Raw genomic sequence first — 16,223 nt, forward strand, 5'->3', positions numbered from 1 at the left:
CTTAATTCTTTCAGCTTACATTCCAAGTTTGTATAAACTAAATATCAATTACCTCAGGGCGAAGGGGTGCTAAGCGACTAAGAATTTTATTTTGTACTGTTTGTGGGATCTGTTGTTCGTCCATAGCGTTAATCAAAAGCTCTACAACACGGTTAAAGTCTTTTTTGGAGATATTCATTCCAGTGTGTATATCAACCATGTTATCGCCTTTGTATTCACAAGGACCGTCGGTGACACTACACAAATGAGTGATAAAGCCTTGGCGAAAATGCGCAACATTGCTTTGTTTAAAATAAGCTAAAATCCGTTCGTCATGGCCTATTTGATTGATAAAACTTTCAACCAATTTTTCAACCCCTTGTTTACCATTAAGTTGCTGGTATAAGGTGCCATTATTGCTACTTACACAACCCACAAGCATAACGGTAAATACAAATGTAAAAAGTGTTTTTATCATCACCAATACCCTGTTACTGATAAGTACCAACCAGTTTGGTCTTCAGCACCAGCAATACTTCCTAAGTCTAACCAAGCAGCGGTGATGCTAACATACTTATTAGGAAACCAAGCCACAAATACATCCTGCCAATCTTGCTCTCCTAAACCAAGGTTATTGGACTTTACCCGATACTCAACGCCCAAAGCTATTTCATGGGTTAAAAACACCGCTGTAGATGCTTCAAACAACAATTTTTTATCACTATCAGGACCGCCAAAACCTAACAAACCTAGTTGATTAGCATCGCTATAACGAAAGGTGGTGTTCCAAAACCAATTATACCCAGCAAGCGCCCCTAAATGTAATTTACTAGCAGCAAGGTAAATATCGGTACCGCTGGTATCTTTTGCACCTAATAAACTAGCAATACTGCCATCATCTAAAGACTTATGCTGCACACCTAAACTTAATTGCGGCCATTTACTATAAACAATGTCACCATATAAGCGTACTTTTGCCCCGGTAATTGATTGCTCAATATCGGTATTTAATGCGGGAACTTCGAAACGTTGCTCCGCATAACTAAATTCAACGCGATCATAAACATTTAGCTGCGCACCACAAACATCTAAGCGGTAATCACTCACATTTGCACGACTGCAAAAGCCATTCAAAGCGATTTCATCATCACTTGCATAGCCTGCGAGCTGAGCCCATGGAACAATCCCACCACCCGCACTGCCTTCAACCTGAGAGACTCCGGGCGTTGCTAATAATTTACCTGAAGCTGCAAACCCTGAACTTGTAAAAACAATGAAAGTTAGTCCAAATAGCCAATTAAGATGCTTCATTATAGACCTCTAGCCATTGTAAAAACTGCTCTGATTTTAGTGGCCTGCTCAAGTAATACCCTTGCGCATAATCGCACTTCATTAGTTTCAAAAAGTCTAAAGAAGCTTTATTTTCAACACCTTCTGCAACGACAGAGAAACCTAGCTGATGACCTAAGTTTACTGTTGACTCAACAATATACTGATCTTGTTTAGATTGCTCCAATTGAAGAATAAAGCATTTATCTAACTTAAGTTCATCGATAGGTAGTAATTTCAAGCGACCCAATGAAGTTTGCCCAACACCATAATCATCTAGCGATATTTTTACCCCAAGTGATTTTAGGTTTTCTAATGCTTTAATACCTTGTTCTTCATTTTCTATCATGTCGCGTTCTGTCAGCTCTATTGTAATAAGCTGTCCATTAACATCATTCTCTTTTAATTGTTTTGCCAAATGAGAGAAAAAGCTTGGGAAGGCAATATCTTGAGCCGAAACATTGATAGCGGCTTGCATAATAATGCCTTGTTCTTGCCACCTTGCGACTTGAGTGACAACTGTTTTAACTACCCAAGCAGTCAAATCAACAATAACACCTGACTGCTCCGCTAAATCAATAAATAGCTCCGGTGATACCCACTGCCCATCCTTTCTTTGCCAACGGATCAGCGCTTCCACTTTATCGATCTTAGAGGTGTTTAAATTTAGCTTTGGTTGATAAGTCATAAACAATTGGCCATCGTCTGCTTGTAATGCATGTTTTAATTCATCAATAATTGCCAACCGTTCCAGATACTCTTCATCTTCACCGTTTTGATAATAATGAACATTCTTCTTTTTTGACGAAGCTGTATCAATTGCGATTAAAACTCGGCGCATTAGATCATCGGGCTTAACTCCCTCAAAGGTACAATGAACTACACCAGCGCTAAATCGCAAGGTAATATTCAAGCCTTGAATAGTGTAACCGACTTGTAGCTGAGCCATTAAATCCATGACTCCACTTTTTAATTGCTCTGCTTTTCCACTTGGAAATAAGGTTAAAAACTCATCTCCACCTATGCGTGCATTGACTCCACCAAGCGGCTCAGAATACTCACTAATACGTTCAGCAACTTCTCTTAAACAATCATCTCCAATACGAGGGCCAAGTTTGTCATTGATATGCCGCAAACCTCTTATATCTATAGCAACTAAAGTATATTCAGTGCCTTGCCCTAATAGCGATTCCATAATTTCCAACATGGCACTGCGTGTTAAAAACCCTGTTAACGTATCATGACTTGCTTGAAAGTTGATTTGTCGTTCACGTTCTTTAATGTCATTACCCATATTATTGAATGCATCAACTAACGTCGTAATTTCAGTACTTTGTTTTTTTCCTATAAATTCAGCTTTGTAGTTACCCCGCGCGAATTGCTGAGCAAGTAAAGTAAGTTTAGAAAGCGGTGTGGTAAGGTTTTTAGCCAAAATCCCACTAGCTAAAACGCCAATCACAACTGTGATAGCTGCTAATGAAATAATAGTAAAAAAGAGCTGCTCAAATTCAAGATAACTTCGAGTTAAATCGGCACTTAGTAGCACTGATACTTTATGCCCAGAAACCGAAGGTAGCTCAACAAGGCGATTACGATAAACTGGCTTTTCCCCAAAAATTCGCTGTGTAGATTTATTTTCAAAATGCCTAAGTACTGCATTATCTTCTGGCTTATCAACAAGAGAGGTTTCAACGACATCATCATCCTCTCCGATAAAACTCACATCCATAGTTGTAAGTTTTTTTAACTCTTCGGCAACTAGATCTGTGATTTCAAAACCAACCAAACTATATGCAACTGTTCTCGGTGCGCGAACTGGCAATATAATAACTTGATAAAGAGTCTGCTCGATAACAATGAAATTTGACTGCTCAGGGTTATCTAATAACTGCTTCATTAATGCCGTAAACTCATTTGGCATGTGAGCGAAATCCGTATTAGCAGAAACGAGCTCCCCAGATAAGTTTATGAGCATCATTAAATCAGCATTAATCCGCCTACTATGATTATTTAAGACACTGCTGATAGTATCGGCGTCTTGAGTTGCGACAGCTTGTTTAAAACCGAAATCTGCTGTTAACACTTTTGCTGCAGTTAGAAGAAGGCTCTCTTTCGCACTTAAATACTGGTTAAAAACATTCTCAGCAACATTAATATCTTCTAGAAGCTTTTGGTCATTAAAACGATTCGCAGACCACCAAGAACTAACTAGGCTGACTAAGCTTGTTAACAGAACAAGACCAACACATAAGGCAATAACTCGCCCTCTTAAACTATTAATCATTAGTACCCTTAAACATTTCTCCAAATGTATTTCGTGGTTTCGGCTCTATTGTAGTAATGACAATATCTGCAACCTGCGAAGAATCAGCAAATGTAATTGTTTTTTTCTGATCGATATCACTCTGTTGGTTTGGTTGCCATACCGTAAAGCTAACAGGAAATGTACTCACATTTAATTGAACTCTTCCATCTACGCTCGTTTTTAGCACTTCTGAACTATCTGCAACATAAATGTATCCGACCATTGAATCATGGATATTGCAACCTAGAACAACAATCCCAGGTGATTCAAATTTTTCGGGTTTTTCAGGCCGACCAGAGTAAAGTTTGATGTCAAATTGCTTTACAGTCGAGAATGAGTACACATGATGGCGAATATTATCACTATTTGGGAAGTCAACTAATTGCCCGTTTTGAATAACAAGTACTTTAGGAGTAAAGTGCTTATCAACCTGGTCCATGACGGCAACTGATAAGTTATCTTGGTGATTTAACTGCTGATCCTTAAACTCAATAACAGCATCTTTTAATGGCTCTCCAAATTGATCGCGTACAACAAAGGAAAAGTCCGCTGAAAGTACATTCGTTGAGCCTAATAACAAAGCAACGTAACATACCCGGCTAAAAAAATTCGCAAACATCAACATAATTAATTAATTAGTTCCGCTCTTAGTTCACAATTCAGTATAGATTAATCTATTGTTAAGTTATACCTAATCATTTCATTGATAGAGACCGGTTTTAGGCAAGAAAGTATTGACGAAAAACTTAAAACTTAGTGAATTAGTTACAGTAATAACTTTGCTTAGTATTACTTTCGTTATCAATTAATCTGTAATGTCAGAAAGGTGGAGACTATTGGGATCATGTTTATCCCGTTTAATTACCTTATACATCATTCAGAAATGAGTACAGAAGGTAATAAAAAGCCAAGCAATGTTATTTGTGACAGCTTGGCTTTAAAAATAGCATTTTAGCTATGAATAAAATTAGTAAATGCCTATTAATCGTGCTTAATTAAGCCGTAATCACTATCTAAAATTGCGATTACTTCATTTCTTGGGTCACTAGGAATAGTGATTTCTTGACCAATAATTTTACTCGCAATGCCAACGTAGGTATCAGACACTTCAAGCATCACTGATTCTGGCAAGGTGTAGTCTTTAGCAAGCTGCTCACGCTCGCCCATACGGTCTTTATTTAATAACACGTCGCTGTCTGGCACGTTATTAATTAATAACTGGCGGAAACCCTCTTTTGAGTTTTCAATGATTTTACCGTCACGATAAGCTGCGCCATCCCAGATACGTGATGAGTCTGGTGTACCTACTTCATCGATATAGATAAGCTTATCTGAACCATCAATGTCTTCAACATAACCAAATTCAAATTTAGTATCGACAAAGATTTGATCAAGCAGTGCAAGTTCATCACTGATCAGCTTAAAGCCTTCAACAAGTAATTGCTCATATTTAGTGACATCATCTTCAGATTTGAAGTTAAAAACAGCTAAGTTATTCATAATATTTTCACGGGTAATGTTCACATCATCTACTTCAGGAATGTCAGCAACACCGGTAATAATGCCTTTCGTTGATGGCGTAATTAACACTTCATCTAGCTTTTGGTTCGCAGCGAGTCCCTCTGGTAAATCAATACCACAGAAACTACGTGTACCTTTCGCGTAGTCACGCCACATACTGCCAGTAATATATTGGCGAGCAATGGCTTCAACTTTCACAGTGCTTGCTTTACGCACAATCCATACATAAGGGTGTGGAATATCAACAATATGGTTACCAGCAAGGCCTGCTTTATCAAATAACTTAAACCAATGAGATGCCACAGAGTTTAGCGCGATGCCTTTACCAGGCACACCATTTAAACCGTTTTCACCTTGCCAAATACAATCAAACGCAGAAATACGGTCAGAAATAACCATAATAGCTAGCTCAGTTCCTTTTGGTACTTGATAACCTTTTTCATTAATTAAACGAGCGCTGTCTTCATCAGTTAACCAATAAACTGAACGCACTTTACCACTGTGTACCGCACCTTTAGTACGGATCGGTAAATCATCGTTTACGTCTAAAACTTTATAGCTAGTCATGCTATCTCCGATAGTATTTGGCATGCTCTTGTGAGCACATGTATGGGATTGGGGTTATGGCCGCCTATAATAATCTAGACGCTTTGAAAGCTCAATCATTGCACTATCATCAGCAGCCTGCGGATGTAATAAAAACCATAAAAATTTAAACTTTCAGTAATTTTGCTGTCATAAACATTATTTCGCTATACTAGTGCCCTCGAAATAGGAGGTTTTCTTGGATTACTTAGCAGCTACCGCAGAAAAAAAATATTTAATGTTTATTTCGCAGAACTATTCGTACGCGATCTTACGCCCATTGCAACGGGAGATTTTAGCTCGTGGTGGTGAAGTTAAATGGTTTTTCTATGGTGATGAAGTTAATCAGAACTTCCTTCGTTCAGATGAATCGTGTTTAGAAACTATAGATGATGTAATCCAGTGGCAACCAGACATTTCATACATTCCCGGGAATGTAATTCCAAACTTTATCCCAGGAAAAAAAGTAGCTGTTTTTCACGGCTTTAATTCTGGAAAACTAAATCGAAAAGGATACGAAGATCATTTTAACATCCGAGGCTGCTTTGACCTGTATTGTACCCAAGGCCCTAATACAACTTCTAAGTTTGAGAAACTAGCTAAAAAGCATGGTTTCTTTTTAACTAAAGAAACAGGTTGGCCTACTCTAGATCCATTATTTTCAAAAATAGAAAACAATCCATACGTAGATGAAGGCGATAAAAGGCAAACCCTTTTAATTTGTTCAACTTTTTCTAGAAACCTTTCTCTCGCACCTAAATTATACGAACAAATAAAAGCGTACAGTGAGCAAGGTAAATGGCGAATTTTGGTGCAATTTCACCCGAAAATGCCAAGTGAGCTTGTTGAACGATACAAGGCTCTACAAAACGAAAACCTAACCTTTGTCGAGACAGATAATGTATTACCGCTGTTGCAAGCAGCGGATGTCATGCTGTGTGATACCTCATCTATTTTGCTTATGTATATCTTACAAAGAAAACCCGTCGTGACTTTCTGCAACCAAGCACCTGGCGAACATCTTATTGATATTACAGAGGTCGATAAACTAACTGAAGCGATTGATTATGCCTTCACACAGCCTGCTGAATTAATGGCGAAAATTGAGCACTTCTGCCAGCAACTGCATCCATATCAAGACGGCTTATCGAGTCAACGTGTACTTGCTGCTAGCAATGAATTACTATTGAGCAATCCTGCACTTAAGCCGAAACCACGTAATTTTATTCGTAATTTTAAAATGCGTAGAAAATTAAATTACTGGCGATGGTAACAATTCATAGGTCGTTATGATCACGCTTGAAAATGTGCTTTTTAAATGGCACGCAAAACAACCCGAGCCGACGATCAATATTACTAAGCTAGATATTGATCAAGGCGAACATGTTTTTCTTCACGGTCCGAGTGGTTGTGGTAAATCAACGTTATTATCATTGCTTGCTGGCGTCACAGTGCCAACTCAGGGCAATATCGAGCTGCTTGGTAAAGCGATTAACCAACTGAGTAATAGTAAACGTGACCGTTTTCGTGCCGACCATATTGGCTATATTTTTCAAAACTTTAATTTACTGCCCTATTTATCGCCCATTGAAAACGTGACTTTGGGTTGTCAATTTTCAAAGCAAAGGCAAAAAAACGCATTAAAAAATAGTGCAACAATAGCCGCTGAAGCAAGCCGCTTACTGAGCGCTCTAGGGCTAAATGATAACTTGCAACATCAAGCCGTTGCCCAGCTGAGTATTGGCCAGCAACAAAGAGTTGCCGCAGCGCGAGCCTTTATTGGCAGCCCTGAAATTATTATTGCAGATGAACCTACCTCAGCACTCGACACACAAAATCGCCAAGCATTCGTAAAATTGTTATTTGAGCAGGCAAGCGCAGCAAATAGCACGCTAATTTTTGTTAGCCATGATGAAACATTACAAACGCTATTTACCCGCAGTATCAGCCTTGTTGAGTTACAAGGAGGCACAGATGCTACTCATTAAACTCGCCACAAAAAGTTTATTAAACCGAAAGGCCAGCGCCCTACTCACCCTGTTTACCATTGCTATCAGCGTAATGTTATTGATGTCGATTGAGCGGGTTCGAGTTGATGCTAAAAGTAGCTTTAGCAATACAATTTCTGGCACTGATTTAATTGTCGGTGCGCGTACCGGTGATATCCAGTTGCTGCTGTCTTCTGTATTTCGAATTGGCCATGCTAACAATGGTGTGAGTTGGAAAAGCTACCAATACATCTCTGGGCAACGGGGTGTGAAATGGGCTATCCCTATGTCGCTTGGCGACAGCCATAAAGGTTTAGCTGTACTTGGTACAAATAAAGACTATTTTGAGCACTATCGCTTTGCTAAAAAACAGCCGTTAAGCTTTTCACAAGGTCATGAGTTTAATCATTTATTTGAGGTTGTACTAGGGGCTGAGGTTGCCAATCCCCTTGGCTATCAACTTGGTGATGAAGTGGTGATTGCACACGGCATGGGCAATACCAGCTTTCATAATCATGACGATAACCCATTTAAAGTAGTTGGTATTTTAAAACCAACGGGGACACCTGTTGATAAAACCCTGCATATCCCACTTGCAGCAATTGACGCGATTCATGGCGGTCATGCTCATCAGCATGAAGCCGCTCAGGCTGATGCAAATGACCATGACCATGACCATGACCATGACCAGCATGATGATGTTGATTTAGTTGGCACACCAAAACAAATAACCGCTTTTTTACTTGGTTTTGATTCACCACTTTATACCTTACAAGTGCGTCGTAATATTAACCAATACAAAGATGAGGCACTGCTTGCCATCATGCCGGGTGTTACTTTGCGTGAACTCTGGGAAATGCTCTCTATCGTTGAAAAAATCTTACTGCTATTTTCTATCGTCGTGGTGCTGATCAGTTTGCTTGGCATGTTAACTAGCCTGCTTTCAAGTTTAAATCAACGCCGCAGAGAACTTGCAATTTTGCGCTCTGTTGGCGCAAGACCTTGGCATATTTTCACCTTGATCAGTGTCGAATCATTACTCATTACAGGGCTAGGCTGCATTGTTGGCATCGCATTATTCTATGCTTTAATGCTACTCGGCGCAGATTACTTGCAAAGCCATGCCGGAATAAGCCTAAATATTGCTTTATTGTCATCCTATGAACTCATGCTCTTAGCTGCGATAATGGTCGCAGGCTTTATTGTTGGGTTAATTCCTGCAACCCGTGCGTATTTCTACTCTCTTGCTGATGGCATGAGTATTAAAATTTAAGGAATGTTATGCCGTTTTTTCGAAAATTCGTCGCTTTAGTCGCATTAGTTGTGTGTGCTGGAGCTAATGCTGGCGCACCTAAAGAAATCTTCTGGGAAGATTTAATTCCAAAAGGTCATGTGCAAATCGATACCCAAGCGCAAGCAAACCATGAAGGCTCTGAGCAAAACTGGGTGCAACCAGACCTTGATGCTCCCGTGGTAAAAGAACTTAATGGTCAATCAGTAAGTTTGCCTGGTTTTGTTGTTCCGCTTGAAGGCGACAGCGAAGTGATCACCGAGTTTTTATTGGTTCCTTATTTTGGTGCATGTATCCACGTGCCACCACCGCCACCAAATCAAATTGTGCATGTCACGATTAAAGATGGCGTGCCAATCGAAAGCCTCTACGATGCGATTGTCGTGACAGGCGTTATCAGCACCGAAACCTGGTCTGGTGAAATTGCTCAAGTAGGCTACAAGATGAAAGCCGTTGGTGTAGCACCATTTGAACTGTAATGAAAAAGCACGCCTTGGCGTGCTTCTTCATTGTTATTTTTGACAATTAGAGCAGTACACAGTGCTTCTTTGCCCTAATCTAATTTCTTTTAATGGCTCTTTACACGTTACACATGGCTCACCTTTGCGACCATAAACCAGTAATTGCTGGGCAAAATAACCGGGCTTACCATCACTTTGAGCAAAATCTTTTAATGTTGTGCCGCCTTGCGTGATAGCCGCAGCAAGTGTTTCTTTAATAATAGGCACTAATTGCTGATAACGCTTTAAAGACACCTTGCCGGCTTCTCGTTTCGGGTGAATTCCGGCCTTAAATAACGACTCATTGGCATAGATATTACCCACACCAACTACCACCGCGTTATCCATAATAAACTGTTTTATCGGTACTTTTTTATTTCTAGACTGTTCGTAAACACGCTTTGCAGCGAACTCATCGGTAAGTGGCTCCGGCCCGAGCTTGGTTAGCAAGGTATGACATTCGCCTGGCGCTTGCCACAAACAGGCACCAAAGCGACGCGCGTCGTTGAGTCTTAGCGCTTTACCTGAGGCTAAAATAAATTCGATATGGTCGTGCTTTTTTAATGGCTCATCAGCACTCACAACTCGTAAGTTGCCCGACATTCCTAAGTGCAAAATAACACTACCCAGCTCACAACCGAGTAATAAATATTTTGCTCTACGCTCTACTGAGGTAACTTTAAGTCCTTGTAATTGATATACATCATCAGGCACAGGCCAACGCATACTGGCGTTATGAATATTTACTTTGGTCACTGTTTGGTTAAGCACATGCGGCGTTATTCCCAAACGGCTAACTTCAACTTCTGGTAATTCAGGCATCTGTGACTCTCTTAAAACGGGTATAACGGAAATAACTTAGCAGCATCAGCTTGTTCAAGCTCAAATACTCGTTGTAACCGCTTATCTAATAAATAGTATTGCTGATCTATGTTGTACAACTGATACACTGCTGGCAACTGCTCTCCAGCTAACCATACTGAAGCAACATAATCAGCCGATGTCTGTGAAATTTTACTAACAGGGAGACTGGCAATAGTCAGTTTTTGATGTTGCCAAAGTTCAACGAGTTGTTCGAGCTGCTGCTCATCGCCTTGCCATGTGGTTTCTTGCAGTGATTGGCTACGCCAAGAGGTGCCGATACGCTCGATTTTTAATTCTGGAAATGCCATCGCCAAAATAAAGCTTTGCTCTGGGAGTAATGCTTGTACTCCTTCTTCAACAGGCTGTGTATTGAGCTTTTTATGTAGGCCATTGAAGAAAAAAATCATCAATAGCATCGAAATAATCACCACATTATTCCATGCTTTTCGGCTCAAGCGCATCAGTATCTTCCTCAGTTTTCAATATCTTAAAGTGTAACCAAAAAGGACATTAATTGGCAGTTGTAATTGATCAACAAAATTTCATGTCTGTTATGTATCAATCTGTCGATACTTTGCTAAAATATCCGCCAAATTTAAAGGAGTTCCGTCAATGTCAATGTATGTAGTGGGTCATAAGATCCCTGATTCAGATTCAATTTGCGGTGCAATTGCGCTTGCTTACTTAAAAAACCAGATCAATGAACCTGCGATCCCGACGCGTTTAGGTGAAGTATCACCTGAAACACAATTTATCCTAGATAAATTCGGTTTCGAAGCACCTGAGCTAAAACTTAGCTACGCGGGCGAAGACGTTTATATCGTTGACCACACAGAAAAAACACAAGCACCTGATGACATCGATGAAGCACGTGTTGTAGGTGTTGTTGATCACCACAAATTAGGCGATTTAACATCATCAACACCACTTGAGTGTTGGATCCGCCCTGTGGGTTGTTCAAACACTATCATCAAAATGATGTATGACTTCTACAACGTAGAGATTCCAAAAGATATCGCAGGCATCATGTTATGCGCAATCTTAAGCGACACTGTAATCTTTAAATCACCAACGTGTACAACAGCTGATATCAAATGTGTTGAAGCACTTGCTGAAATCGCTGGCATCGAAGATTTCAAAGAACTTGGCATGGAAATGTTCAAGGTTAAATCAGCAGTTGAAGGCACGCCTGCACGTGATTTAGTAATGCGTGATTTCAAAGACTTCAACATGAACGGTAAGCTAGTAGGTATTGGCCAGCTAGAAGTTATCGACCTTGCTGTATTTGATGAGATCAAAGCTGACCTTGAAGCTGACATCGCAAAGCTTAAAGAAGAAGGCGGTCGCCACTCAGTATTACTCCTGTTAACTGATATCATGAAAGAAGGCTCTGAAATGCTAATTGCGTCTGATGACGTATCAGTAATCGAAGCTGCCTATGATGTTAAATCAGAAGACGGTCGCGTATGGTTAGATGGCGTATTAAGCCGTAAGAAGCAAGTAGTACCACCACTACAAGACGCTTTCGCAAAGATCTAATCTTACGAAATAGATACAAAAAAGCCGATGTTACATCGGCTTTTTTGTGTCTGAAATTTACCAAGTTAGATTTGCGTTGCATTACGCTGACGTAACACTTCAAATAAACAAATACCGGTCGCAACTGACACATTTAAGCTAGATACCGTACCAGCCATTGGGATTTTAACTAATAAATCACAATGCTCACGTGTAAGACGGCGCATACCATCCCCTTCAGCACCCATAACAACAGCCATTGGCCCTGTTAGATTTGCATCAAATAACTCTGTATCTGTTTCACCGGCAGTGCCGACAACCCAAACGCCAGCATCTTTAATTTCACGTAGCGTACGCGCAAGATTGGTGACTTGTACCAATGGCACTGTTTCTGCTGCACCGCATGCTACTTTACGCGCTGTGCCGTTGAGTTTTGCAGACTTATCTTTAGGAACGATAATCGCGTGCACGCCCGCAGCATCTGCACTGCGTAAACAGGCACCTAAGTTATGCGGATCTGTTATGCCATCAAGTACCAGCAAGAAAGGCGTTTCTTCACGGGCTATGATCTCATCAAGATCTTTTTCGTTATACATGCGCGCCGCTTTCACATTAGCGATAATGCCTTGGTGCTGCTCACCATTTGCTTTATTATCAAGCGCTTTACGCTGCATAAACTGTACAGAAATACCGAATTTACGTGCTTGGTCAATAACCGGGTTTAAGCGTTTATCTTCACGTCCTTTTAAAGCGTATATTTCTAAAAAGCGCTCAGGCTCTTTTGCTAATATTGCTTCAACTGAGTGAAAACCAAAAATTAATTCATTACTCACGTATTATTTGCTCCTCGGCCATTACGTTTACGGGCATTCTTACCCGGTCTTTTTGCCTTTTTGGTGGCTTTTTTCTTACTCTTCTTTTTGCCAGCTTTTACAGCATCAGCTTGTTTACTATTAGGCTTTTTACGCCCTTTAGAAGGTGAAGACTCGCCACGTTTTTCATTCTCTTTGTCGCCTGATTTTGCCTCAAAGCTGCCTGACTGCGTTTTTTTACCAGGAATTTTACCTGCTTTGAGCTGGGCACGAACACTTGGTTTTGCAGGGGCACTACGGCCACGACGACGCGCATAACGGTCTTGTTGCGCTTCACCTGCTAACACTAAGTTTATGCGTCGCTCATCAAGACTGACAGATGACACCTGAACCGTTAGTTTATCGCCTAAACGATAAACTGTGTGCGTTTGTTCACCAATCAAGCAATGCTTAGCACCATCGTAATGGAAGTACTCATTGCCCAGGTTAGTTACATGGATCATGCCGTCGATTTGTAAATCGTCTAAGCGTACAAATAAACCAAAGTTAGTTACCGATGAGATCACCCCACCAAATTCGTCACCAACATGGTCTTGCATAAATTCACATTTCAGCCAATCTGCGACTTCACGAGTCGCATCATCAGCACGGCGTTCAGTGGTTGAACACTGCTCACCTAAAATATCAACTTCGTCATCAGTGTATGCATACTCACCCGATGTTTGCTGACCTTGCGCTTTAAGTACCGCTTTAATTGCACGGTGCACCACTAAATCAGGATAACGACGAATAGGCGACGTAAAGTGGGCATACGCCGGTAAAGCTAAACCAAAGTGGCCAATGTTATCTGGCTGATACACCGCTTGCTTCATTGAACGAAGCAACATGGTTTGAATAAGCTCAGCTTCTGGGCGGTCGCCTAATTTAGTTAACACGTGAGTGATTTCTTTTGGTGTTGGCTCATCAGAAATCGCGGTTTCGATACCCAGCTCTGATAAAAAGTTTCTGAAGAAACCAAGCTTTTCAGCATCAGGCTCATCATGCACACGATAAAGCGCACTTGCCTCGTGCTTTTCTAATAATCGGGCTGCCGATACGTTCGCTAAAATCATGCACTCTTCGATAAGTTTGTGTGCATCATTGCGAACAACTGGCACGATTGATTCAATCTTACGGTGTGCATTAAACACAAAACGCGTTTCTAAGGTTTCAAACTCAATCGCACCACGTTCTTGGCGTGCTGCTTTTAGTGCCATATACATTTGCTGTAAATCAGTTAAATGCGGCACCATCTCGGCATATTCTTCACGCAGCTTTTCATCGCCTTGTAAAATCGCATTCACTTTCGTGTAGGTAAAACGAGCGTGTGAATTCATCACCGCTTCGTAAAATTTATACCCAGACAACTTACCTGCTTCTGATACTGTCATCTCAGCAACCATACACAAGCGGTCAACTTTCGGGTTTAATGAGCATAGGCCATTCGATAACACTTTTGGCAGCATCGGAATAACTTGCTCAGGGAAGTACACTGAGTTACCACGCTCGATCGCTTCTTTATTCAGAGGCGTGTTCATTCCTACATAGTGCGACACATCGGCAATGGCCACCCATAAACGCCAACCACCTGAAGGCTTGCGCTCACAATAAACGGCATCATCAAAGTCACGGGCATCTTCACCGTCAATGGTCACCAGCGGTAAGTCACGTAAATCAACACGACCTTGCTTTGCTTGCTCATCAACAAACTCACCTAAATGAGCAACTTGCTTTTCAACCGCTTCTGGCCACACATGAGGAATATCGTGATTGCGTAGTGCAACTTCAATTTCCATACCCGGTGCTAAGTGCTCACCTAGTACCTCAGTGACTTTACCTACCGCATTCATATGTCGGCTAGGGTTTTGGGTAATTTGCACCTGCACCATTTGGTTGTGGCGCGCGCCATTTTCACTACCCGGTAGTATCATAATGTCTTGCGTTATGCGTGGGTCTTCAGCCACAACAACTGCAATACCATGCTCAACAAAATAGCGGCCAACTATCGGTGCACGTTCATTGGTTAAGACCTTAATGATACGTGCTTCGCATTTGCCGCTAGATCCTTTGCGATTGCCTTTAGCAAGCACAATGTCACCGTGCAACACCATATTCATTTGGTGCTTGGCGATAAACCAATCTTTACTCTCACCTTCAACTTCTAAAAAGCCGAATCCGTCACGATGACCAATGACCTTACCTTTAACCAAGCCAGATTCATCAATCAATGCGTAGCATTTAAACTTATTGAAATACAGTTGACCATCGCGCTCCATAGCACGTAAACGACGTTTGAACGCAATTTGACGCTCTGTATCATTCACATGTAATTCGTCACAAAGTTGTGTGAAGTTTGCTGGTTTGGCACGAGATTCTAAGTGAGTAAGTATAAACTCACGGCTAGGGACGGGGTTTTCGTACTTTTCTTGTTCTCGACTGAGATTTGGATCCTGTTTTGACATTCACTATCTTGTTAGTTGGTTATGTTGTTATTTTAACCCATAACCTAACAATGAGACAGGCAAAAGCTATGAAACTTTTAAGAAATTGATTAATTCTGCCAAAAATGAAGCGTTGATATTCTTTGCAGCAAACACTCTGTGTTAATATTTTCGGAAAATAACAACAAGCTAACATAATTATATGGATATTAACTTAACCCATTACCTCGCAACGATGGCCTATAACAGTGCCTACATTGCTCTGTTCATTGCGATTATAGCCGTTGCAAAACTGTCGTATAACTTAGCAACCCCTTATAACACCACCAGCCAATTAACCGACAGTGCCAACAGTGCTTTAGGTTTATCTATTGGTGGCTATTTAGGGGCAATTACCATTATTTATGGCTTTGTTTTAGCTGGGCCTAGCCAAGGTTTACTAAGCGATTTGATGAATGTATCACTGTACAGTGTTTTAGGTATGGTGCTGCTAACCTGCTCACGTATTTTGAATGACAAATTACTGCTGCGTTTGTTCTGTAACCAAGAGCAATTAATTAACCAACAAAATGAGGCGGTTGGCCTAGTACAAGCGGCAAACTATATGGCCGCCGCACTAATCATTGGTGGCGCATTAACCGGTGAAGGCAGCTGGTTATCGGCCATTGTGTTTTATTTTTTAGGGCAACTAATGCTGATCATTTTTGCCAAAGGCTATGATCACCTCACTGCTTTTAATCTTCACGAACAGCTCGAAAAAGGTAACAAAGCCGTAGCGCTTAGCTTTTCTGGCACCATGTTGGCGCTAGCTATTATCTTGTGTCATGCGCTCATTGGTGGCTTTCATAGCTGGCAACAAAGCTTAAGCTTATTCTTTATTGACGCGTTATTTGGCTTTTTAATTTTACCAATTGTGCGTTACCTCGTTGATAAAATTATCTTTAGTAAAATTTCGCTCGACCAAGCAATGCACGACAAAAACACCGCCGTAGCGGTTATTGAAAGCAGCATTGCAATCTGTGTTGCTGTTATCATCACTATCGCTATTTAA

Annotated in this window: 15 protein-coding genes; 6 read left to right on the plus strand and 9 right to left on the minus strand. The window is 40.8% G+C overall.

What is annotated here, in order from left to right; translation table 11 throughout:
- Positions 1 to 37 precede the first annotated feature (37 nt).
- The 5 genes from NO991_RS09495 to NO991_RS09515 form a co-directional block, all read right to left on the minus strand.
- Positions 38 to 457 carry a group 1 truncated hemoglobin gene (locus NO991_RS09495; protein ID WP_300419320.1) on the minus strand — a complete coding sequence of 140 codons (420 nt, stop codon included), beginning with the start codon at positions 455 to 457 and terminating at the stop codon, positions 38 to 40.
- A complete protein-coding gene (locus NO991_RS09500; RefSeq protein ID WP_194441945.1) occupies positions 457 to 1,290 on the minus strand; it encodes a DUF3034 family protein in 834 nt (277 codons plus the stop codon). Before NO991_RS09500 ends, NO991_RS09495 begins: the two co-directional genes overlap by 1 nt.
- On the minus strand, positions 1,277 to 3,592 hold the full coding sequence (locus NO991_RS09505) for an EAL domain-containing protein (RefSeq protein WP_294410994.1): 2,316 nt from the start codon (positions 3,590 to 3,592) through the stop codon (positions 1,277 to 1,279). The genes NO991_RS09500 and NO991_RS09505 overlap by 14 nt, the downstream gene beginning before the upstream one ends.
- A complete protein-coding gene (locus NO991_RS09510) occupies positions 3,585 to 4,238 on the minus strand; it encodes a methylamine utilization protein (protein WP_300362887.1) in 654 nt (217 codons plus the stop codon). Before NO991_RS09510 ends, NO991_RS09505 begins: the two co-directional genes overlap by 8 nt.
- A 356-nt stretch (positions 4,239 to 4,594) precedes the next feature.
- On the minus strand, positions 4,595 to 5,701 hold the full coding sequence (locus tag NO991_RS09515; protein ID WP_300546251.1) for a phosphoribosylaminoimidazolesuccinocarboxamide synthase: 1,107 nt from the start codon (positions 5,699 to 5,701) through the stop codon (positions 4,595 to 4,597).
- Positions 5,702 to 5,918: 217 nt separating this feature from the next.
- On the opposite strand from NO991_RS09515, the gene NO991_RS09520 reads away from it, so the two are divergent.
- The 4 genes from NO991_RS09520 to NO991_RS09535 are packed head-to-tail and all read left to right on the plus strand — an operon-like array spanning position 5,919 to position 9,477.
- Entirely contained in the window at positions 5,919 to 6,992 is a 1,074-nt protein-coding gene (locus NO991_RS09520) for a CDP-glycerol glycerophosphotransferase family protein (protein WP_300363080.1), read from the plus strand.
- A gap of 16 nt (positions 6,993 to 7,008) precedes the next feature.
- The gene (locus tag NO991_RS09525; protein WP_054561016.1) at positions 7,009 to 7,707 is read left to right on the plus strand and encodes an ABC transporter ATP-binding protein; all 699 of its coding nucleotides are present in this window, start codon (positions 7,009 to 7,011) and stop codon (positions 7,705 to 7,707) included.
- Positions 7,694 to 8,980: an ABC transporter permease gene (locus NO991_RS09530; protein ID WP_371351959.1), complete on the plus strand. Its 1,287-nt coding sequence runs from the start codon at positions 7,694 to 7,696 to the stop codon at positions 8,978 to 8,980. The genes NO991_RS09525 and NO991_RS09530 overlap by 14 nt, the downstream gene beginning before the upstream one ends.
- Positions 8,981 to 8,988: 8 nt before the next feature.
- Entirely contained in the window at positions 8,989 to 9,477 is a 489-nt protein-coding gene (locus NO991_RS09535) for a DUF3299 domain-containing protein (RefSeq protein ID WP_054552700.1), read from the plus strand.
- Positions 9,478 to 9,510: 33 nt separating this feature from the next.
- Here NO991_RS09535 and mutM read toward each other — a convergent pair whose 3' ends face one another.
- Complete coding sequence (gene mutM / locus NO991_RS09540; RefSeq protein ID WP_054552701.1) at positions 9,511 to 10,320, minus strand: bifunctional DNA-formamidopyrimidine glycosylase/DNA-(apurinic or apyrimidinic site) lyase; 810 nt, start codon at positions 10,318 to 10,320, stop codon at positions 9,511 to 9,513.
- Between the two features lie 11 nt (positions 10,321 to 10,331).
- Entirely contained in the window at positions 10,332 to 10,823 is a 492-nt protein-coding gene (locus NO991_RS09545) for a hypothetical protein (protein WP_054552702.1), read from the minus strand.
- Positions 10,824 to 10,974: 151 nt separating this feature from the next.
- Here NO991_RS09545 and NO991_RS09550 point away from each other — a divergent pair, with 151 nt between their 5' ends.
- Positions 10,975 to 11,901, plus strand: coding sequence for a manganese-dependent inorganic pyrophosphatase (locus NO991_RS09550; RefSeq protein ID WP_054552703.1), 927 nt, complete (start codon positions 10,975 to 10,977; stop codon positions 11,899 to 11,901).
- A 65-nt stretch (positions 11,902 to 11,966) separates the two neighbouring features.
- Here NO991_RS09550 and rlmB read toward each other — a convergent pair whose 3' ends face one another.
- Positions 11,967 to 12,713 (minus strand): 23S rRNA (guanosine(2251)-2'-O)-methyltransferase RlmB, encoded by a 747-nt coding sequence (gene rlmB / locus NO991_RS09555; RefSeq protein ID WP_054552704.1) that lies wholly within the window; start codon positions 12,711 to 12,713, stop codon positions 11,967 to 11,969.
- Entirely contained in the window at positions 12,710 to 15,193 is a 2,484-nt protein-coding gene (gene rnr / locus NO991_RS09560) for a ribonuclease R (RefSeq protein WP_371351960.1), read from the minus strand. The genes rlmB and rnr overlap by 4 nt, the downstream gene beginning before the upstream one ends.
- 181 nt (positions 15,194 to 15,374) lie before the next feature.
- On the opposite strand from rnr, the gene NO991_RS09565 reads away from it, so the two are divergent.
- On the plus strand, positions 15,375 to 16,223 hold the full coding sequence (locus tag NO991_RS09565; protein ID WP_300362123.1) for a DUF350 domain-containing protein: 849 nt from the start codon (positions 15,375 to 15,377) through the stop codon (positions 16,221 to 16,223).

The organism is Pseudoalteromonas sp. DY56-GL22, assembly GCF_041414715.1.
GTDB lineage: Bacteria > Pseudomonadota > Gammaproteobacteria > Enterobacterales > Alteromonadaceae > Pseudoalteromonas > Pseudoalteromonas simplex.